The organism is Pseudomonas sp. SIMBA_041 (assembly GCF_046535095.1).
In the GTDB taxonomy this organism is placed as follows: domain Bacteria; phylum Pseudomonadota; class Gammaproteobacteria; order Pseudomonadales; family Pseudomonadaceae; genus Aquipseudomonas; species Aquipseudomonas mucoides.
Genome location: NZ_JAWRXJ010000002.1, coordinates 183,550 through 201,469, shown reverse-complemented (window position 1 = coordinate 201,469; position 17,920 = coordinate 183,550). Strand labels below are relative to the sequence as shown.

21 protein-coding genes are annotated in these 17,920 nt (G+C 60.4%); 10 read left to right on the top strand and 11 right to left on the bottom strand.

What is annotated here, in order from left to right; all coding sequences use genetic code 11:
- Positions 1-79: 79 nt before the first annotated feature.
- The 3 genes from SB725_RS04655 (at position 80) to SB725_RS04645 (ending at position 2,716) form a co-directional block, all read left to right on the top strand.
- Positions 80-514, top strand: coding sequence for a MarR family transcriptional regulator (locus SB725_RS04655; RefSeq protein WP_027922287.1), 435 nt, complete (start codon positions 80-82; stop codon positions 512-514).
- Between the two features lie 127 nt (positions 515-641).
- Positions 642-2,384 carry a FimV/HubP family polar landmark protein gene (locus tag SB725_RS04650; RefSeq protein ID WP_410921370.1) on the top strand — a complete coding sequence of 581 codons (1,743 nt, stop codon included), beginning with the start codon at positions 642-644 and terminating at the stop codon, positions 2,382-2,384.
- 44 nt (positions 2,385-2,428) lie between these two features.
- A complete protein-coding gene (locus SB725_RS04645) occupies positions 2,429-2,716 on the top strand; it encodes a SelT/SelW/SelH family protein (protein ID WP_027922289.1) in 288 nt (95 codons plus the stop codon).
- Here SB725_RS04645 and SB725_RS04640 read toward each other — a convergent pair.
- Complete coding sequence (locus SB725_RS04640; RefSeq protein ID WP_027922290.1) at positions 2,710-3,603, bottom strand: DMT family transporter; 894 nt, start codon at positions 3,601-3,603, stop codon at positions 2,710-2,712. The genes SB725_RS04645 and SB725_RS04640 overlap by 7 nt on opposite strands.
- A 223-nt stretch (positions 3,604-3,826) precedes the next feature.
- Positions 3,827-4,585, bottom strand: coding sequence for a helix-turn-helix transcriptional regulator (locus SB725_RS04635; protein WP_027922291.1), 759 nt, complete (start codon positions 4,583-4,585; stop codon positions 3,827-3,829).
- A 129-nt stretch (positions 4,586-4,714) separates the two neighbouring features.
- On the opposite strand from SB725_RS04635, the gene SB725_RS04630 reads away from it, so the two are divergent.
- Positions 4,715-5,530 carry a UDP-2,3-diacylglucosamine diphosphatase gene (locus tag SB725_RS04630; RefSeq protein WP_027922292.1) on the top strand — a complete coding sequence of 272 codons (816 nt, stop codon included), beginning with the start codon at positions 4,715-4,717 and terminating at the stop codon, positions 5,528-5,530.
- A gap of 134 nt (positions 5,531-5,664) precedes the next feature.
- Here the strand turns inward: SB725_RS04630 and SB725_RS04625 are convergent, their stop codons facing one another.
- Complete coding sequence (locus SB725_RS04625) at positions 5,665-6,255, bottom strand: HD domain-containing protein (protein ID WP_059181402.1); 591 nt, start codon at positions 6,253-6,255, stop codon at positions 5,665-5,667.
- A gap of 29 nt (positions 6,256-6,284) precedes the next feature.
- On the bottom strand, positions 6,285-6,596 hold the full coding sequence (locus tag SB725_RS04620) for a DUF962 domain-containing protein (RefSeq protein WP_027922294.1): 312 nt from the start codon (positions 6,594-6,596) through the stop codon (positions 6,285-6,287).
- 163 nt (positions 6,597-6,759) lie between these two features.
- Here SB725_RS04620 and SB725_RS04615 point away from each other — a divergent pair, with 163 nt between their 5' ends.
- Positions 6,760-7,821 carry an AraC family transcriptional regulator gene (locus tag SB725_RS04615; RefSeq protein ID WP_410921369.1) on the top strand — a complete coding sequence of 354 codons (1,062 nt, stop codon included), beginning with the start codon at positions 6,760-6,762 and terminating at the stop codon, positions 7,819-7,821.
- Here SB725_RS04615 and SB725_RS04610 read toward each other — a convergent pair.
- Positions 7,778-9,232 (bottom strand): TrkH family potassium uptake protein, encoded by a 1,455-nt coding sequence (locus SB725_RS04610; protein ID WP_410921368.1) that lies wholly within the window; start codon positions 9,230-9,232, stop codon positions 7,778-7,780. The genes SB725_RS04615 and SB725_RS04610 overlap by 44 nt on opposite strands.
- A gap of 121 nt (positions 9,233-9,353) precedes the next feature.
- On the opposite strand from SB725_RS04610, the gene SB725_RS04605 reads away from it, so the two are divergent.
- Positions 9,354-9,920, top strand: a complete 567-nt coding sequence (locus SB725_RS04605) for a nitroreductase family protein (protein ID WP_027922297.1) — start codon at positions 9,354-9,356, stop codon at positions 9,918-9,920.
- Between the two features lie 97 nt (positions 9,921-10,017).
- Here the strand turns inward: SB725_RS04605 and SB725_RS04600 are convergent, their stop codons facing one another.
- From SB725_RS04600 to SB725_RS04575, 6 genes are all read right to left on the bottom strand, one after another.
- Positions 10,018-11,358, bottom strand: coding sequence for a sensor histidine kinase (locus SB725_RS04600; RefSeq protein ID WP_410921367.1), 1,341 nt, complete (start codon positions 11,356-11,358; stop codon positions 10,018-10,020).
- Between the two features lie 169 nt (positions 11,359-11,527).
- A complete protein-coding gene (locus tag SB725_RS04595; RefSeq protein ID WP_194939840.1) occupies positions 11,528-11,977 on the bottom strand; it encodes a Spy/CpxP family protein refolding chaperone in 450 nt (149 codons plus the stop codon).
- A gap of 318 nt (positions 11,978-12,295) precedes the next feature.
- Positions 12,296-12,973: a response regulator transcription factor gene (locus tag SB725_RS04590; RefSeq protein ID WP_027922300.1), complete on the bottom strand. Its 678-nt coding sequence runs from the start codon at positions 12,971-12,973 to the stop codon at positions 12,296-12,298.
- A 7-nt stretch (positions 12,974-12,980) separates the two neighbouring features.
- The gene (locus SB725_RS04585) at positions 12,981-13,394 is read right to left on the bottom strand and encodes a translation initiation factor 2 (protein ID WP_027922301.1); all 414 of its coding nucleotides are present in this window, start codon (positions 13,392-13,394) and stop codon (positions 12,981-12,983) included.
- Between the two features lie 122 nt (positions 13,395-13,516).
- A complete protein-coding gene (locus SB725_RS04580) occupies positions 13,517-13,816 on the bottom strand; it encodes a YciI family protein (protein ID WP_027922302.1) in 300 nt (99 codons plus the stop codon).
- Position 13,817: 1 nt separating this feature from the next.
- Positions 13,818-14,414 (bottom strand): septation protein A, encoded by a 597-nt coding sequence (locus SB725_RS04575; protein ID WP_027922303.1) that lies wholly within the window; start codon positions 14,412-14,414, stop codon positions 13,818-13,820.
- A gap of 87 nt (positions 14,415-14,501) precedes the next feature.
- On the opposite strand from SB725_RS04575, the gene SB725_RS04570 reads away from it, so the two are divergent.
- The 4 genes from SB725_RS04570 to scpB are packed head-to-tail and all read left to right on the top strand — an operon-like array spanning position 14,502 to position 17,807.
- Positions 14,502-15,365 carry a PHP domain-containing protein gene (locus SB725_RS04570; RefSeq protein ID WP_059181398.1) on the top strand — a complete coding sequence of 288 codons (864 nt, stop codon included), beginning with the start codon at positions 14,502-14,504 and terminating at the stop codon, positions 15,363-15,365.
- 13 nt (positions 15,366-15,378) lie between these two features.
- Entirely contained in the window at positions 15,379-16,008 is a 630-nt protein-coding gene (locus SB725_RS04565; protein ID WP_032833461.1) for an L-threonylcarbamoyladenylate synthase, read from the top strand.
- The gene (locus tag SB725_RS04560) at positions 16,009-16,830 is read left to right on the top strand and encodes a segregation and condensation protein A (protein ID WP_027922306.1); all 822 of its coding nucleotides are present in this window, start codon (positions 16,009-16,011) and stop codon (positions 16,828-16,830) included.
- A gap of 11 nt (positions 16,831-16,841) precedes the next feature.
- Positions 16,842-17,807: an SMC-Scp complex subunit ScpB gene (gene scpB / locus SB725_RS04555; RefSeq protein WP_059181397.1), complete on the top strand. Its 966-nt coding sequence runs from the start codon at positions 16,842-16,844 to the stop codon at positions 17,805-17,807.
- Positions 17,808-17,920 lie beyond the last annotated feature (113 nt).

Below are 17,920 nucleotides of genomic sequence, written 5' to 3'. Positions count from 1 at the left end.
ACCTTGCCTCAAGCCAACGGCCATGCTTAGCTGACTAATAATTAGTTTTAATTAATTTCAGTCTAATCATGAGTGTTTTATGCCGTTAACCGATCAACACCGCTTTGGCATGCAACTGGCCCAGATGTCGCGTGGCTGGCGTGCCGAACTGGACCGCCGTCTCGCCGGGCTGGGATTGTCCCAGGCACGCTGGCTGGTGCTGCTGCACCTGGCCCGTTTCGAGGAAGCCCCGACCCAACGTGAGCTGGCGCAAAGCGTCGGTGTCGAAGGGCCGACGCTGGCCCGTTTGCTCGACAGCCTTGAATCCCAGGGCCTGGTACAGCGCCAAGCTGTTCTGGAAGACCGTCGGGCGAAAAAAATTGTCCTCTGCGCGCCGGCCCGTCCCCTGATCGAACAAATTGAAACCATTGCCACGCAACTGCGCCACGAATTGTTCGCGGGCGTCGATGAGGCGGATCTGAAGGTGTGCATGCGGGTTCACGGGCACATTCTGGCCAACCTGGAAAAATCTTGAGGCATAACCACTCGCCAGACTTTTGAGATACCCCGTTGGGCAGACTATAAAGAACTACTAGGCAATATCGTGTTCGTACCGGATGTGCAAACACGCATAGGTTGGTTCTGTTCTCTAAGGGATGCTCATGCTTGAGAGTTGGCGGTTGGTTTTACGGTGTGGCGTCAGGTCGTTTCTGGTCAGTGGCGCTATCACCTACTCGGCATTGGCACCTGCGCTGGGTTTGGGGGACATCACGCTCCACTCCGCGCTGAACCAGCCGTTGAGTGCCGACATCGCCCTGGTGGATGTCGGTGGTCTGGAGGAGGGCGAGTTGTCCGTCAGCCTGGCGACGGCGGATGAATTCAGCCGTGCCGGCGTCGAGCGGGTGTTCTTCCTCAACAATCTGAAGTTCACCCCGATCCTGCGAGGCAATCGCAACCTGATCCGGGTGACCTCCACCAAAGCGGTCAAAGAACCTTTCCTGAATTTCGTGGTGCAGCTCAATCAGCCCAACGGGCGCTTGCTGCGCGAATACACGGTACTGATTGATCCGCCGGGCACCCCGGGGATTGAACCCGCCGCTGATGAGCCGGTTGGCGAACCCCAGCCTTCTGCATTTCCGGTCGTCAAACCGGCCAGTCCGCCAGTTGCACCTGCGAAGAACCCCGCTCCCCCGCAACCGGCCGTCACGCCTGTGAGTGATCCCGTTGTGGCCGAGCAACTGGCCGCCGCTGTCCTGCAAAACCAGCAACTGCAAAAAACCATCGATGAGTTGAAGGCGAAGCTGGCGGCTCAGGATGAGCAGATCGCCGGTCAGAAAAAGCAGATCACCGAACTGCAGACTCAATTGGCCGACGTCAGACAAATGCCAGCCGAGCCCGCTGCGCCGACGGCGGTCGTGCCCGCGCCTGTGGTTGTCGAGGAAGCGACCCATTGGCAATTGATCATCGGCCTGCTGGCACTGGTGGCGTTGGTGCTGCTCGGGTTGTTCCTTCGTCATCGACGTCAGCAGGTCGCGGCCTTGCCCGAGGCAACCCCCGATTTGCCGTCACGGCAGGAGCCGATGCTTGATCCTGCTGTGCAACCGTTAGTCCAAAAGACCCTGCTCAAACCGGCGTCCGATCATCGTGAAGAAACCTCAGCGGGTGATGTGCTGGAAGGGGTCGGCATCTACCTGACGTATGGCCGGTTTTCCGAAGCCGCTGCCATGTTGCGAGAGGCGCTGATCAAAGAGCCTGAGCGCACGGAGCTGGCGGTGCAACTGCTGGAGGTGCTCGGCAAACAAGGCAATGTGACGGCCTATGACGCGCAGGAAAGCAGCCTGCGCGACGCCGGGTTCGACCCGCAAAAACTACAGGACATCCGCGCCAGCCATCCGAAACTGAGCAGTGCCGCACCCGTGGTGGCCGCGCCCGTAGTCGCACCGGCGGAAGCTGTGCCCAACGATGAATTCCAGTTGAACCTGGATGAGTTATCGATGGATTCAAATTGGGATCTGGTCAGCCCTTTTGACAGCCCACCGGCTTGCGCCAAACCGTCGGACGAGCTGACCTTCACCTCGAACCTGCACGTGTTGCCCGAGGTGTACGAACTGCCCGGCGAATCGTCGCAGCAAGCGCCCGAACTGGAATGGGACCCCGTGCCTGACACGCCATCACTGGATGACGACTTCCTCGACGAATTCAGCGAGGCGCCTCAGTCGCTGCACCTTGAACCGCTGAGCCTGGCCCCGGCGGCGCCATCCAACGCCGGCAAACTGGAACAAGCGCAGACCTGCATCGACGATGGCGACCTGGATCGCGCGATCACGCTGCTCAACGAATTGCTCAAGGACGGCGACGAACCGCTCAAGCAGACCGCCCGCAGTCTGTTGGCCGGTATCGGCTGAGGCTCTATGATGGCTGCGCTCCCAGACTCAGAGACTTGCCTGTCATGACCGCGCACAAACCGGAAATCATCATCACCTATTGCACGCAATGCCAATGGCTGTTGCGTGCCGCCTGGCTTGCTCAGGAACTGCTCAGCACCTTCGGTGATGACCTGGGCAAAGTGTCGCTGGTGCCCGGCACCGGTGGAGTGTTCCATATTTTTTGTGACGACGTGCAACTCTGGGAGCGTAAGGGCGATGGCGGTTTTCCCGAGGCCAAGGTGCTCAAGCAGCGAGTCCGCGATCAGATCGATCCGGACCGCGACCTGGGCCACAACGACCGCACTCAGTGAGACGCCGCTTCCGCCGCCACGGTTTTTTTGCTTGAACCACCGGACAGCCGGCTGGAAACCACGATCGCCACAATGATCAGCGCGCCACCGATCAGCATCCGCAACGTCGGGTTTTCATTGAACAGCAGCCAGGCCATGGTGATCCCGTAAACGGGTTCCAGGGCGAACACCACCGCCGCCGTGCGGGCCTTGATCACCGCCAGGCTGGCGACGAACAGACTGTGGGCGACGCCGGTGCAGAACACCCCGAGCAGACTGATCCACAGCCAATCGATGCCACGCACTTCGCTCAACTGCGGTACCGCCACGGGCAGCAGGCACAGCGCGACCACCACGTTTTGACACAGCGCGGCCTGTACCGGCGGGATCCGTCCGGAACTGGCCCGGTTAGTCAGCGACAGCAGGGCAAACAACAACCCGGAACCGACGGCCCATAGCAGACCGGTGGTCGCGCCGCTCGCCAGATCGAAGTCCGGTGTGACCAACACCAGCCCGACACTGACCAATACCACCAGCAGGATTTCATTGGCGCGAATCCGCTCGCGGAAGATCAGCCCTTCGAGGATCACGGTAAACGCCGGGAAACTGGCAAAGCCCAAGGTCGCAATCGCCACGCCCGCGACTTTCACCGCAATAAAAAAACTCACCCAATGTCCGGCCAGCAGCAAACCGCTGAGCAGCAGGCGGCGCCAATCCACGGCTTCAAGTTTCTGCCAACGGGTGTTGCTGGCGAAACGCGCGAAAACCGCGAGTGCCAGCACCGCAAACGCAGCGCGGCCAAAGACGATGACAGCGGGGGACGCGGCGGCGAGTTTGCCGAACACACCGGTCAGGCCAAACATTAATGCGCCGATATGCAGGGCGCCAAGGGCGGTACGGGGAGTCATTGCAATCCTTGATAAACGAGTAAACCAAACCGACAGAAACTACGGATTTGTAGCAGCTGGCGCAGCCTGCGTCCGACTGCGGAGCGGTCGTAAAACCTGAAAACGCGGTGTATCAGACACATTGCATTTGTCCCGATGGCGACCGCTTCGCAGTCGGACGCAGGCTTTGCCAGCTGCTACATTTAATCGCGTGATGCGCGTTTTTTCTGTCGTCAGACTCGCCTCATTTGTCGCCAGCCTCGCGCCGCAGTTTGCCGGGAGAGGCGCCAAACTCGCGCAACACTGCGGCGGCGAAGGCGCTCTGTGAGCTGTAGCCGACCCGACTGGCAATCTCGCCGATGGGCAATGGCGAATCCCGCAGCAACCCCACCGCAATATGCAGCCGTCGACTGCGGATATAGTCCATCGGCGTCTGCCCGCATTCAGCCACAAACCGTGCGTGCAACCGGGCGCTGGACAACCCGGCGACACCGGCCAGGTCCGCCACTTGCAACGGATAAGCTGCATGCTGATCGATGTGCGCATTCATCGCTGCATACGGCAGGCGTCGTCCGCCCACGCTGGCTGGTTTGGCGTTGTTGAGGCTGGCCAATAACAGCACCGCGCCTTGTTGCGCGATCAACGGATCGTGGACCTGACTGCTCGCCAACCAACTGACCAATTGGCTCTGCCCGGCATCCAGCGGCAAGCGTCCAGCGTTGTCGAGCAGACGGCGACTGGCCTCGGCGTGATCGCCCAGCGACTGTGAAATCCATTGATCGCTCGGCACATCCAGCACCAGGCAGCGGCTGCCATTGCTGCTGCCGCAGGCGTGATGGAAACCGGACGGCACCACCACGAAACTCTGCTGCACCACCTGACTGCCACGCCCGTCGACTTCGAAATCCAGCGCGCCCGACAGCCCGAACACCAGTTGGGCGTGGTCGTGGCTGTGGACGATCAGGTCGTGGGTGTACTGGCGTAGTGTGAGGATCGGTCGCATCACCGCTCTCCTGGGCAAGATGGGGCCAGTCTACACCGGCCGGTTGCTGTCACAGGAATGACTCACCCCTGTCATGACCGATTAACCCGACCGGCGCAAGCTTGGAAAAACAATCGCAGAGGGTTGCCCATGACCAGCGCCGAGCTCGCCAAACCCAGTCGTAAGCAACGTGTGCGGACCTTGTGGATTTCAGATGTGCATCTGGGCACTCGAGACTGCCAGGCCGAGCACCTGTCGCAGTTTCTCAAGGGCTACCACGCGGACAAGATTTACCTGGTCGGCGACATCATCGATGGCTGGAAACTGCGCGGCGGCATGTACTGGCCCCAGGCGCACACCAACGTCATTCGTCGCTTGCTGACCATGAGCAAGCGCGGCACCGAAGTGATCTACGTCACCGGCAACCACGACGAGTTCCTGCGTCGTTACTCCAAGCTGATCCTGGGCAACATCCAGTTGGTCGACGAAGCCGTGCACGTCACCGCCGACGGCCGTCATCTGCTGGTGATCCACGGCGATCAGTTCGATGTCATCACCCGTTATCACCGCTGGCTGGCCTTCCTCGGGGACTCGGCCTACGAGTTCACCCTGACCCTCAACCGCTGGCTCAACCACTGGCGCGCCCGCTATGGCTACGGCTATTGGTCGTTGTCGGCGTACCTCAAGCACAAGGTTAAGACTGCAGTCAGCTTCATCAGCGATTTCGAGGAAGCCATCGCCCACGAATGCGTGAAGCGCGAGTTACATGGCGTGGTGTGCGGGCACATCCACCATGCCGAGATTCGCAAGGTGGGCGAGGTGGATTACCTCAATTGCGGGGATTGGGTGGAGTCGTGTACGGCGCTGATCGAGCATTGGGACGGGTCGATCGAGTTGTATCGGCTGGCGGATGCGCAGGCGCGTGAGGCGGAGTTGAAGGCGCTGAAGGTTGCCGAGCCGGCCTGAAATTTGCGGTGACTGGGCTGGCCTCATCGCGAGCAGGCTCACTCCTGCATTGAACTGAGTCTGCCTTGAGAACGCGGTCAACTGTAGGAGTGAGCCTGCTCGCGATGGACCGCGCAGCGGTCCCCTGAGGTGTATCAGGCCGGCGAATATTCTTCCATCGCCGCTTTGTAGATCGAGTTCTTCGGCTGCGCAAACAACCGTTCCATCATTGGCATAAAGAAACTCAACGGCAGCGTGTCATAGGCCGGGTCAAAGGCCGCCGCATCGTATTTGGCACAGAACTCGACGGTGGCCTGATACTGCGGATGGTCCTTGAACTGCTCGCGCAGGTGCCGATCCATGCCCAAATGGTGGAAAAAGTAATAGCCTTGGAAAATCCCGTGTTTCTCCACCATCCACAGATTCTCGGCGCTGACGAACGGCTTGAGAATCGCCGCGGCAATGTCCGGATGGTTGTAGGAACCCAAAGTGTCACCGATGTCATGCAGCAACGCGCACACCACATATTCCTCATCACGGCCATCGCGCCAGGCGCGGCTGGCGGTTTGCAGGGAGTGGGTGAGACGGTCCACCGGGAAGCCACCAAAATCGCCCTCCAGCAACTTCAGGTGCGCCACAATCCTTGAAGGCAATTGTTTCGCGTAGGCACTGAAGTCGGCGGCGATGATCGCCCAGTCTTCCCGGGTGCCATCCTTCATGTGGGTGAAACGGGCGTTGGCATTCATTGACTCTTCTCTCTTCGTGTTCACGACGCTTAAAACGGCACGCGACCCAGGATCATGTCGCGGTACATGACGAAGTCACCGAGCAGGCTATAAAGAGGATGCTGGAAGGTCGCAGGCCGATTCTTCTCGAAGAAAAAATGCCCGGCCCAGGCGAAGCTGTAACCCGCCAGCGGCAGGGCCCACAGCAGCAGCCACGCGCCTTTGCCGATGGTCAGGGCGAGAATGAAGATGACCAGTGTCGTGCCGATGAAGTGCAGTCGTCGGCAAGTGCTGTCACTGTGCTCGCTGAGGTAATACGGGTAGAACTCAGCAAAGCTGTTGAAACGTTTGATGTTTTCCACGACAGCGATCTCTGTGGTTGTTGTTCTGATTGCAAGATGTTCTGCGGGTAGCTTATTTGAGTCTAGAGTGATCATTGGCATCAGCCAGTGACAATAGGCGCCACTTTAGTATCCTTCGAAAACTAGCCGCGTCAGACGGCTCACTGAACAGTAAGCAAACGCCATGAGCGAACGAACGACTTCTGCAAGCTGGGCGATGGGGATTGTCAAAGCACTGGAGATGGACGGCCTGGATTGCCGGGCACTGTTCAAGCAGCTAGGGCTCGACTACGCCTCACTGGATGATCCGGATGCGCGTTTTCCGCAAGATTCCATGACGCGACTGTGGCAGCGCGCGGTCGAGCTGTCCGGCAACCCGGCGATCGGCCTGAACATGGGCAAGGTGGTGCGACCGGCGTCCTTCCATGTCGCCGGTTACGCCCTGATGTCCAGTCAGACCCTGGCCGAAGGCTTTCAGCGGCTGGTGCGCTATCAGCGGATCATTGCCGAAAGTGCCGACCTGAGTTTCCGTCTGCTGGATGAAGGTTATGCGCTGATTCTGACGGTCCACGGCGACCACTTGCCGCCGACCCGGCAAAGTGCCGAGGCGTCACTGGCCTGTGCGCTGGCATTGTGCGGCTGGTTGACCGGGCGGACCTTGCAACCGCTCAAGGTGCTGTTACAGGGCGATCAACCTGTCGACCTCGACCCCTATAAACAAGCCTTTCATGCGCCGTTGCTGTTCAACGCGCCTTACGACGCGTTGATCTTCGAACGTGCCGACATGGAAGCACCATTGCCGACCGCCAATGAAGCAATGGCGCTGTTGCATGACCGGTTTGCCGGCGAGTACCTGGCGCGGTTTTCCGAGAGCCGTGTGACGCACAAGGCGCGACAGGTATTGTGCCGTTTGCTGCCCCAAGGCGAACCCAAGCGCGATACCGTGGCGCAGACGCTGCACCTTTCACAACGCACCTTGCAGCGACGCTTGCAGGAAGAGGGCACCAGTTTCCAGGCCTTGCTCGATGACACCCGGCGCGAATTGGCCGAGCAGTACCTGGCCCAGCCCACCATGACCCTGCTGGAAATTGCCTACCTGCTGGGGTTCGCTGACCCGAGCAATTTCTTCCGCGCGTTCCGCCGCTGGTTTGATGCGACCCCCGGCGAGTACCGGGCGCACATGACCGAAGCGGCGGCGCAGGTCAGTGGCGCCAGAACGCAGGAATGCACAGAACAAACACCGTAATGATCTCCAGTCGGCCGAGCAGCATGCCAAACGACAGAATCCACTTGGCGGCGTCCGGCAACGACGAAAAGTTACCCGACGGCCCGATGGTCGGCCCCAACCCCGGCCCGACACCGGACACGGTACTGGCCGCGCCGGTCAGGGCAGTCATCCAGTCCACGCCGAGCAGTGAGAGCAGCAACGCGATGACGCAGATGGTGATGGCGAAGAAGAACGAAAAGGTCAGGATCGAACGCACGATTTCTTCGTCGAGACGGTGACTGTTGTACTTCTGCTTGATCACCGCGCGCGGGTGAATCAATTGGTTAAGGTTGGCCTTGAGCAGGATATAGGCGACCTGGAAGCGGAAAATCTTGATTCCGCCGGCCGTCGAGCCTGAGCAGCCGCCGACAAAGCCCAGGTAAAAGAACAGCATCAGCGAGAAATTGCCCCACAGGCTGTAATCCCCCAGCGCAAAACCGGTGGTGGTGACCACCGATGTCACGTTAAACGCCACGTGCCGCAAGGCTTCGAGCCAATGCAGTTGGGTGGTCCACCAGTACCAGGTGCCAAGCACCAGCCAGGTCACCAGCAACATGCCGAGCATCCCTTGAACCTGTTGATCCTTGATCAAGGCCCGACGGTTGCCGCGCAAGGTTGCGACGTACAGGGTGAAGGGCAGGCTGCCGAGAATCATGATGACAATCGCCACCCAGTGCACCGCCGGCTGCGTCCATTTGGCCAGCGACTGGTCCGAGGTGGAAAACCCGCCAGTGGAGATCGCTGACATCGCGTGGTTGATCGCATCAAACAGGCTCATCCCGGCCCACCAGAGCGCGAGGCTGCCGATGATGGTGATGCCGACATAAGCCGCCACGATCAGACGCGCCACCATGTGCGAGCGAGGCATGACCTTTTCTGAACGGTCCGAGGACTCGGTCTGGAACAGGCGCATGCCACCGATGCGCAGCAACGGCAGAATCGCCACTGCCATGCCGATAAAACCGATGCCGCCGAGCCAGTGCAGCAGCGAACGCCAGATCAGGATGCCGGGTGACATGGTGTCCAGGCCGCTGAGGACCGTCGAACCGGTGGCGGTGATGCCGGACATGCTTTCAAAGATCGCGTCGGTGAAGCTGACGTGTTGAGCCAGCATAAAAGGCAGTGAGGCGAAGAGGCAGACCACCAGCCAACTGCTGACGGTCAACAGGTACATGTCCCGTGGACGCAGGTGGATGTGTTCGGGGCGACCAGGGATAACCATCGCCAGGCCGGCGACGAAGGTAATCATGCTCGACCACAGGAACGAGGGGAGCTCGTGGGTGCGCTCGAAAATCACCAGGGTCGCCATGGGCACGACCATGGCAATGGCCAGCGTAATCAGGAAGATGCCGATGATAAAACCAATAATCCGTAAGGTCGGCAACGCCATGAAATCCGCTCGGGCTGTGGTGGGAGTGGGCGCCATTCTACCTGCGGGGCAGGGCATGTAAACCGACGCCGCTTGCGCACTTGCAGCTAGAATAGCCAAACATTTTTTCAGGAGGTGGCCGATGCAGGCTCTCGACGCTTTGCTCAACCGTGTTTCCGTTCCACGACTGCTTGACCCGGCACCGACTGCGGCGCAACGCGAAGTCCTGTTTGGCGCCGCCATGCGCGCCCCGGACCATGGTCATTTGCAGCCTTGGCGCTTCCTGACCGTCGAGGGCGCGGCGCGCGAGCAAATGGGCGAATTGCTGGCCGAAGCGGCGAAGTTGCAAGACAGCGAGGTGTCGGAGGCGGCGCTGGACAAGGCGCGCAACGGCCCGCTGCGCGCACCGTTGGTGGTGGTGGTGATTGCGCGGGTGCAGGATCACGTCAAGTACCCGAAATCCGAGCAACTGCTGGCCGCAGGCTGTGCAGCGCACGGAATTTTGCTGGCGGCGTATGCGCAAGGGATTGGCGCGGTATGGCGTACCGGTGAACTGGCCTACTCGGCGCATGTGGCCAAAGGGCTGGGGTTGGCGGAAGGGGAAGAGGTGATTGCGTTCCTTTACCTGGGCACACCGCAAAAAGAACCGCGTGTGGCCGAAAAAGCCGACCTCGCCGAGTTCGTCAGCGCGTGGCCTGCCAAGTCCTGAAGATCAAAAGAATCGCAGCCTCGTTTCACTCGACAGCTGCTACAGGTGCACACAGACCTCTGTAGCAGCTGTCGAGTGAAACGAGGCTGCGTGCTTTTTACGGTTGGACGACCGCCCCTGGCACCAGCGGCAATTCCAGACTGGCCACAAACCCGCCCTGCGGATGATTGGCCAGTACCAGACTCCCGCCATGACGTTCTGCCGCGCGGCGCGCGATCGCCAAACCCAGGCCATGCCCGGCGGCCGTTTGCCCTGGAGCTCGATAAAACGGCTCACCCAACTGATTCAAATGCTCGGTGTTCACGCCCGGTCCATGGTCACGCACGCTGACCACAATGCGCTCACCCTGACGCACGGCCTTCATTTCAATCGACTGCCCCACCGGATTAAAGCGCTGGGCGTTGCGCAGCAGATTGTCGACGGCGCGCTCGATCATCGTCGGCCAGCCCTTGAGGTTCAGTTGCGGTTCTGCCTCAAGACTTACGTTCTGTTCCGGTGAACCCAGTTGCGCATCCTTTTGCAGCGTATGAAGCAACGCGTTCAGGTCGACCTCTTCGGCACTGGCGTTGTCGGCGTCGACCCGCGCCAGTACGAGGATTTCGCTGATCAACGCTTCCAGCCGGTCGCATTCGCGGGTCAGGCGCGGCCAGAGTTTTTCCCGTTCTTCAGGGTTGGCCCGTTCCGCCAATGCCAGGGCAATGCGCAGTCGAGCGAGCGGGGAGCGCAATTCATGCGACACATCGCGCAGCAACTGCCGCTGACTGCCGATCAAGCTTTGCAGGCGTGAGCCCATGCGGTTGAAATCGTTGGCCAGCACGCCAAACTCATCGCGCCGGTTGGCCAGTTTCACCAGACTGTTCTGCTGATAAGTGGTTTGTCCCAGGTCATGCACGGCGCTGCGCAAACGGCTGAGCGGGCGGGTAATCGACAGGGTGACGAACAGGCTGAACAAGGTCAGCACCACCAACGCGATGCCCAGCGCACTCAACGGCCACAGCAGGCTTTCGCGGTGCCAGGAATCCAGTTCCGGGTGCGGAATGCGATAGATCAGCAGGTAGGTGTCGCCGGTTTTTTCGCTGGTGTATTCCGCGGTCAAACGACGCCATGGCAGGCGCCGGTCATCGTTGTTCTGCCGCGCTTCGAACGCGGCTGCGCGACGCGGAAAGGTCCCACGGACGACCGGGTCGCCGCTTTCGTTCAACACCTGAACGTCGATGTGATATTGACGTTTGCGCTGTTCCAGAATGTTTTGGGCGGCTTCTTCGCCCTGGGATTCGTAGGTTTGCGTCCACTCTTGCGCGAGGGTATTGAGGCCTGGATGGCGACTGAGGATCCACGCGTCCTGATTGAGCATGTGCCCCAGCAGAATGGAGAGCCCTGCCACCAGAGCGATGGCCAGCCAGAAGCTGGCCAGGATACGCCAGAACAATGAACGCACAGAAAATCCTCAAGCTGACGCAAGATCCTTGTAGGAGCGAGGCTTGCCCGCGAAGGCGATTTGACATTCAACATCTCTGTTGATTATGAAATCGCCTTCGCGGGCAAGCCTTGCTTCTGCAGTGGTAACAGACCCAACGGGGTTGGCCGTTGGGTCCGGGGTCAGCGCATTATTGCGCTTTTTGCGGTTGTTGCGCTTTCCAGGCCTTGAACTCGGCCCACTCGGCGCGACGCTCAGCCTGCTTTTTCTGGATCTCGTCGAATTTCTTCTGTTGATCCGGTTTCAGCACGGCGCGTACATCGGCTTCGGCTTTCTGATGCTTGGCGGTCATTTCGTCTTTCAGGGCTTTCTGGTCGGCTGGCGAGAGTTTCTCCAGGTACTTGTCGACCAGTTGCTTACGCTCGTGCATCTGCTCGCCCATGATCTTGCGGATCTGCTCGCGCTGTTCGCGGCTCAGGTCAAGCTGACTGTACGGGCCTTTACCGTGCATGCCGTGCATCTGACCGCCGTGGTGCGAGCCATCCATCGGCCCACCCATCGGGCCGGTGCCCTCAGGCATGGCCATGGCAACGGTCGGCAAAGCGGCGGCGAACATCAGAGCGATAAGAGTCTTGCGCATGGTGAATCTCCTTGTCTCGTTCCCGGTACGTTCCGGATGAGTACAGATTACGCAGATCAAGGTCAGCGGCGGTCAGCGGAGCGTAAAGCTTGGGTAAAGACGATTTCCCGCCGACCTGACACTTCCACCACCTTTTGGACACACATGGCCCATGTAGCAGCTGTCGAGCCTGCGAGGCTGTGTTCGGCGGCGAAGCCGTCGTGAAATCAGGCGCTGCGGCTTTTCAGGAAAACCGCGTTTTCAGGGTTTACGACGGCTTCGCCGCCGAACGCAGCCTCGCCGGGGCTCGACAGCTGCTACAGGGAATCGCGTTCGGGATTAGAGGCTGTAGTAGTAACCACGGCTGCGCAGCGCAACGATGCGCGGGCGGCCGTCGGGGTGCGGGCCGATTTTCTTGCGCAGGTTACTGACGTGCATGTCCAGGCTGCGGTCGTACAGGGTCAGCTTGCGGCCGAGGGCGATTTGCGCCAGTTCCTGTTTGTCCAGCGGCTCGCCGGGTTGCTTGAGCAGGGCTTCAAGCAGACGGCTTTCGGAGACGGTGAGGGTGAATTCCTGTTCATCGATGCTGACCACGCCGCGCACCGGGCTGAAACACAGGTCGCCCAGTTCCAGCTGGCTGGACACTGCCGCCGGATGGCTGCGACGCAACACCGCGCGCAGGCGGGCTGTCAGTTCCCGTGGGTCGCAGGGTTTGGCCAGGTAATCGTCGGCGCCCAGTTCCAGGCCGAGGATGCGGTCCAGTGGCTCGCCGCGTGCCGACAGCATCAGCACCGGCAGGTCCGGGTGATCGCTGCGCAATTGCTTGAGCAGCTCCAGACCGCTGCCGTCGGGCAGCATCACGTCCAGCACCACGGCGGCGGGAGAGGTTTCGGCCAACGCGCGGCGGGCACTCTGGCCATCGTGGCAGGCACGGACCTGAAAGCCTTCCTGGCTCAACCAACTGCTCAGGAGCTCGCACAGCTCCTGGTCATCATCAATTAGTAACAGCTCGCTCATGAATCACTCAATTTAGCCATTGCCGACGTTTTCTGGTGGCACCACTGGCGAAGATACCGCAGAGCAGGGCCAATAGCGCTACTCCACCGCCGATAACAAACCATTGCTGCTGATCAGTCAGCAGACGTGGCAACGGGCTACTGGCCTGCGCTTCCTTGAGTTGCAGCTTGAGGCGCTGATTCTCTTGGCGCAACCGGCTCAGTTGAGCGCTTTCGCGTTCGGCATCGGTATTTTGCAGTTGCTTGCTCAATTCTTCCCGTTGCTGCTCGCTGACCTTCAAGCGTTGCTGCAACTCGCTAATCTGGCTGCCGGCGCTCAGGGACAAAGGCGTCGAATTAGCGCCCTCGGCGCTTTCTTCACCGTGGGCCGGGGCCATGATCGACAACGTCACCAACAACAGACACAACGGACCCTTGCGCATCGCGACTCCTGATTCCAATCGAGTGATTGGGCAGGTTGTCGGCAGGCAAACAAGAATAATGAGCGTTGAGAGCGCGATGAACCGACAAGGTTCAACGCGCGGGGGGCATTTGTGGGGGAGAGTTACGGCAGGACTTGCTTGAACGGCTTGACTGAAACGTTGGCGTAGACGCCTGCAGCGATATACGGGTCAGCGTCGGCCCAGGCCTGTGCGGCGCTCAGGGAGTCGAATTCGGCGACGATCAGGCTGCCGGTGAAACCCGCAGCGCCCGGATCATTGCTGTCGACCGCCGGGTGCGGACCGGCCAATACGATGCGGCCTTCGCCCTTGAGCACTTGCAGGCGCTCAAGGTGGGCAGGGCGCGCGGACAGTCGGGCTTGCAGCGAGTTGGCGACGTCTGTGGCAATGATTGCGTAGAGCATGTCAGTCCTCGGTTTTTGGCGTAGTGGTGTCGGTGTCGTGCAGGTGGCGGGACAGGTAAATGCCCTGACCGACCAGGAACAGCAGCGTCATGCCCAGGCTGCCGAAGACTTTGAAGTCGACCCAGTAGTCCTGAAAGGTGAACGCGACGAACAGGTTGGCGGCGCCGCAAAACAGGAAAAAAGCGATCCAGGCGATGTTCAGGCGCGTCCAGACGGGCTCTGGCAGGGTCAGTGCATGGCCCATGATGCGCTTGATCAGAAGGCTGTCACCGACGAAGTGGCTGCCAATGAACGCGAGGGCAAACAACCAGTTCACTACCGGCGCTTTCCACTTGAGGAAGGTTTCGCTGTGGAACGCCAGGGTCAGGCTACCGAAGACCAGGCAGGCAATGAGGGTCAGCCACTGGCTCTTCTCAAGCTTGCGCTGCTTGATGAACAGCGCGCCGTAAACCACCAGCGAGCTAATGATCAACATCGCGGTGGCGCTGTAGATACCGCCTACAGTCAATTCATGACCGCCGATGTCGACGACCCGTGGGTCCAGTTTGAAGACGATGAAAAACAGCAGAAGCGGGATGAAATCGATGAATTGTTTCACAGTGGCAGCCAGAAGCAGGATGTGGCGGCATAATAACAAACATATGGGCGCGCGATAGCGCCAGCTGATTTGAGGTAACAAAGTCCAGTGAATGTTGATTTGCACTGCCATAGCACGGCCTCCGACGGCGCCCTGGCGCCTGCGGTACTGGTTGCGCGTGCGTTCGAGAAAGGCGTGCGAGTCCTGGCCTTGACCGATCACGACACCCTTGAGGGCCTCGATGAGGCCCGCACAGCCGCGACGGCGCTGGGGATCCAACTGGTCAATGGCGTCGAATTGTCCTGCACCTGGGGCGGCGCGACCATTCACGTGTTGGGTTACGGATTTGATGTCACGGCGCCGCCGTTGGTCGAGGCGATCGCAAAATTGCACGATGGCCGTTGGCTACGGTCCGAAGAAATAAGCCGCAAGCTGGCGTTGAAAGGCATGCCGGGAGCGCTGGAAGGTGCCCGCGCCATGCAGCAGGAGCTGGGCGACAGCGGCAACGCGCCGGCCCGTCCGCACTTTGCCGATTGGATGGTGCGTGAAGGGTTTGTAAAGGATCGCGCCGAAGCCTTCCGCAAATGGCTGGGCGCCGGCAAGCTGGGCGACGTCAAGCAACACTGGCCGACCCTCGAAGAAACCGTCGAAACCCTGCGCGCGGCGAAGGCCTGGGTCAGCCTGGCGCATCCTTGGCACTACGATTTCACTCGCAGCAAGCGTCGTCGCCTGATTTCTGACTATATTCAAGCCGGGGGCCACGCGATTGAAGTGGTCAATGGTCATCAGCCCGCCGAACAAGTGGGCAGCCTGGCCATTCTTGCCCGTGAGTTCGGTCTGCTGGTCAGCGCCGGCAGTGATTTTCATGGCCCTGGAGGCTGGTCCGAGATCGGCGAATATCGCCCGCTCCCGGAGGATCTGCCACCACTGTGGTGTCGATTCAAACATGACCCAATTATTGCCGCCGTCTGAACAGGTAGAGAATGTGAGTCAATTTTTCCAGATTCATCCGGAAAACCCGCAAGCGCGCCTGATCAAACAGGCGGTTGAGATCATCCGCAAAGGCGGGGTGGTGATTTATCCCACAGACTCGTCCTACGCCATTGGTTGCCAGATCGGCGACAAGAATGCCGTGGACCGCGTACGCCGTTTACGCGGGCTGGATGACAAACACAACTTTGCGCTGATTTGCAGCGACCTGTCGCAGCTGGGGCTGTTCGCCAAGATCGATACCGGCACGTTCCGTCTGCTCAAGGCGCACCTGCCCGGGCCTTACACCTTTATTCTCAACGCCACCCGCGAAGTGCCGCGTCTGCTGCTGCATCCGAAAAAGCGCACCATCGGCCTGCGAGTACCGAGTCATCCGATTGCGCTGGCCTTGCTGGCCGAACTCGGCGAGCCGCTGATGAGCGTGACCCTGATCATGCCCGGCGACGAAGACCCGTTGAGCGATCCGTACGAAATGCGTCAATTGCTTGAGCATCAGGTGGACTTGATCATCGACGGCGGTTTCGGCGGGATCAAGGCGTCCACCGTGATCGACCTGACCGGCGACGACCCGGAAGTGATCCGTGTCGGTTGCGGCGACCCTGCGCCGTTCATGGCCGAGGCGTAGATGTCTGCAGTAGAACCCGCAGTCGACAGTCAGGCCGGAGCCCAGCAAGAGCTGCCCTTCGCGATGGTGTATGGCCAGGCGGTGCTGGAAATGCCGCTGGACCTGTACATCCCGCCGGATGCGCTCGAGGTCTTTCTCGAGGCCTTCGAAGGCCCGCTCGACCTGCTGCTGTACCTGATTCGCAAACAGAACATCAACATCCTCGACATCCCGGTGGCGGAAATCACTCGCCAATACATGGGCTATGTCGAGCTGATGCAGTCGGTGCGCCTGGAGCTGGCCGCCGAGTACCTGGTGATGGCCGCGATGCTGGCCGAGATCAAGTCGCGGATGCTGTTGCCCCGCGCCGAAACCATCGAAGACGAAGAAGAGGACCCGCGCGCCGAGCTGATCCGCCGCTTGCAGGAATACGAGCGTTTCAAGGCGGCCGCCGAAGGCATCGATGGCCTGACCCGTGTCGGGCGTGACGTGGTGGTGCCCAAGCTGGATGCCCCGGAAGCCCGGGCGCGCAAACTGTTGCCGGATGTGCGCCTGTCTGAATTGCTGTTGTCCATGGCCGAAGTCCTGCGCCGTGGCGACATGTTCGAAAGTCACCAGGTCAGCCGCGAGGCGTTGTCCACCCGCGAGCGCATGAGCGATGTGCTGGATCGGCTCAAGGGCGGAGGTTTCGTGCCCTTTGTCGAGCTGTTCACGGCAGAAGAGGGGCGACTCGGGGTGGTGGTGACCTTTATGGCGATCCTCGAACTGGTCAAGGAATCCTTGGTCGAGCTGGTGCAGAATGAGCCGTTCGCAGCGATCCACGTGCGGGCCCGAGCCGAATAACGAGTTGAATCATGAACCTGACTGAACCCCGCGAGCTGGCGCCACTGCTTGAAGCCTTTCTGTTGGCCTCGGGAAAACCGCAATCGCTTGAACGCCTGTTCGAACTCTTTGAAGAGGGCGAGCGGCCGGAGCCGCCGGTTTTCAAGAAAGCGCTGACGATCCTGGCCAAGTCCTGTGACGGGCGCGCGTTCGAGCTGAAAGAAGTCGCCTCCGGCTATCGCCTGCAAATCCGCGAAAAATTCTCGCCGTGGGTTGGGCGTTTGTGGGAAGAGCGGCCGCAGCGATATTCCCGCGCCATGCTCGAAACCATCGCGCTGATCGCCTATCGCCAGCCGATCACCCGGGGCGAGATCGAAGACGTGCGGGGCGTGGCGGTCAACAGTCAGATCGTCAAGACGCTGATGGAACGCGAGTGGATCCGCATCGTCGGCTACCGCGATGTGCCCGGCAAACCGGCGATGTTCGCGACCACCAAGGCGTTTCTCGATCACTTCAACCTGAAAAACCTCGACGATCTGCCGCCGCTGGCCGAACTGCGCGAGCTGGAACCGGACCCGGTACTCGACTTCGACGATGCGCCCGTGCCTGCCAGCCTGCAAGCGTTGGCGGACGCCAGCGCCGAGCCGGAAGAACCCAAGGAAGAAACCAGTTTCCACACGTTGTTGCTGGAGCTGGACACCATGGAGGAGGGGCTCAAGACCGACTTCGACGATTTGTTGCGCGATGGCGAGATGACTGCGGTTGAGCCTGACATCGACAGTGAACCTCCGGTTGAGCCCGAAGCCGCAGTCGAAACAGAGCCGGAACCGGAGCTCGAAGACGATATTCTGGGCGTCGCTGAAGCTCGCGAAAAACTATTGGCCGCGGTTGCCGCCCTCGAACAACCGAAACCCGAGCCCGAGCTGAGCGACGAAGAAGCCGAAGCCCGGGCGCTCGCCGAAGCCATCGAAGCCGAACGCCGCGAGTTCGACGATTGACGCAATCCCTGAGGTCCATGGAGATCCTTGTGGGAGCGAGCTTGCCAGCGATGAGGGCGTGTCAGTCAACATCATTGCTGCCTGACCCACCGCTATCGCGAGCAAGCTCGCTC

Bases quoted from the DNA above. Each gene is read 5' to 3' on its own strand.
- SB725_RS04655 (WP_027922287.1), top strand. From the start codon at position 80: ATGCCGTTAACCGATCAACACCGCTTTGGCATGCAACTGGCCCAGATG.
- SB725_RS04650 (WP_410921370.1), top strand. From the start codon at position 642: ATGCTTGAGAGTTGGCGGTTGGTTTTACGGTGTGGCGTCAGGTCGTTT.
- SB725_RS04645 (WP_027922289.1), top strand. From the start codon at position 2,429: ATGACCGCGCACAAACCGGAAATCATCATCACCTATTGCACGCAATGC.
- SB725_RS04640 (WP_027922290.1), bottom strand. From the start codon at position 3,603: ATGACTCCCCGTACCGCCCTTGGCGCCCTGCATATCGGCGCATTAATG.
- SB725_RS04635 (WP_027922291.1), bottom strand. From the start codon at position 4,585: ATGCGACCGATCCTCACACTACGCCAGTACACCCACGACCTGATCGTC.
- SB725_RS04630 (WP_027922292.1), top strand. From the start codon at position 4,715: ATGACCAGCGCCGAGCTCGCCAAACCCAGTCGTAAGCAACGTGTGCGG.
- SB725_RS04625 (WP_059181402.1), bottom strand. From the start codon at position 6,255: ATGAATGCCAACGCCCGTTTCACCCACATGAAGGATGGCACCCGGGAA.
- SB725_RS04615 (WP_410921369.1), top strand. From the start codon at position 6,760: ATGAGCGAACGAACGACTTCTGCAAGCTGGGCGATGGGGATTGTCAAA.
- SB725_RS04610 (WP_410921368.1), bottom strand. From the start codon at position 9,232: ATGGCGTTGCCGACCTTACGGATTATTGGTTTTATCATCGGCATCTTC.
- SB725_RS04605 (WP_027922297.1), top strand. From the start codon at position 9,354: ATGCAGGCTCTCGACGCTTTGCTCAACCGTGTTTCCGTTCCACGACTG.
- SB725_RS04595 (WP_194939840.1), bottom strand. From the start codon at position 11,977: ATGCGCAAGACTCTTATCGCTCTGATGTTCGCCGCCGCTTTGCCGACC.
- SB725_RS04590 (WP_027922300.1), bottom strand. From the start codon at position 12,973: ATGAGCGAGCTGTTACTAATTGATGATGACCAGGAGCTGTGCGAGCTC.
- SB725_RS04585 (WP_027922301.1), bottom strand. From the start codon at position 13,394: ATGCGCAAGGGTCCGTTGTGTCTGTTGTTGGTGACGTTGTCGATCATG.
- SB725_RS04580 (WP_027922302.1), bottom strand. From the start codon at position 13,816: ATGCTCTACGCAATCATTGCCACAGACGTCGCCAACTCGCTGCAAGCC.
- SB725_RS04560 (WP_027922306.1), top strand. From the start codon at position 16,009: ATGTCTGCAGTAGAACCCGCAGTCGACAGTCAGGCCGGAGCCCAGCAA.
- scpB (WP_059181397.1), top strand. From the start codon at position 16,842: ATGAACCTGACTGAACCCCGCGAGCTGGCGCCACTGCTTGAAGCCTTT.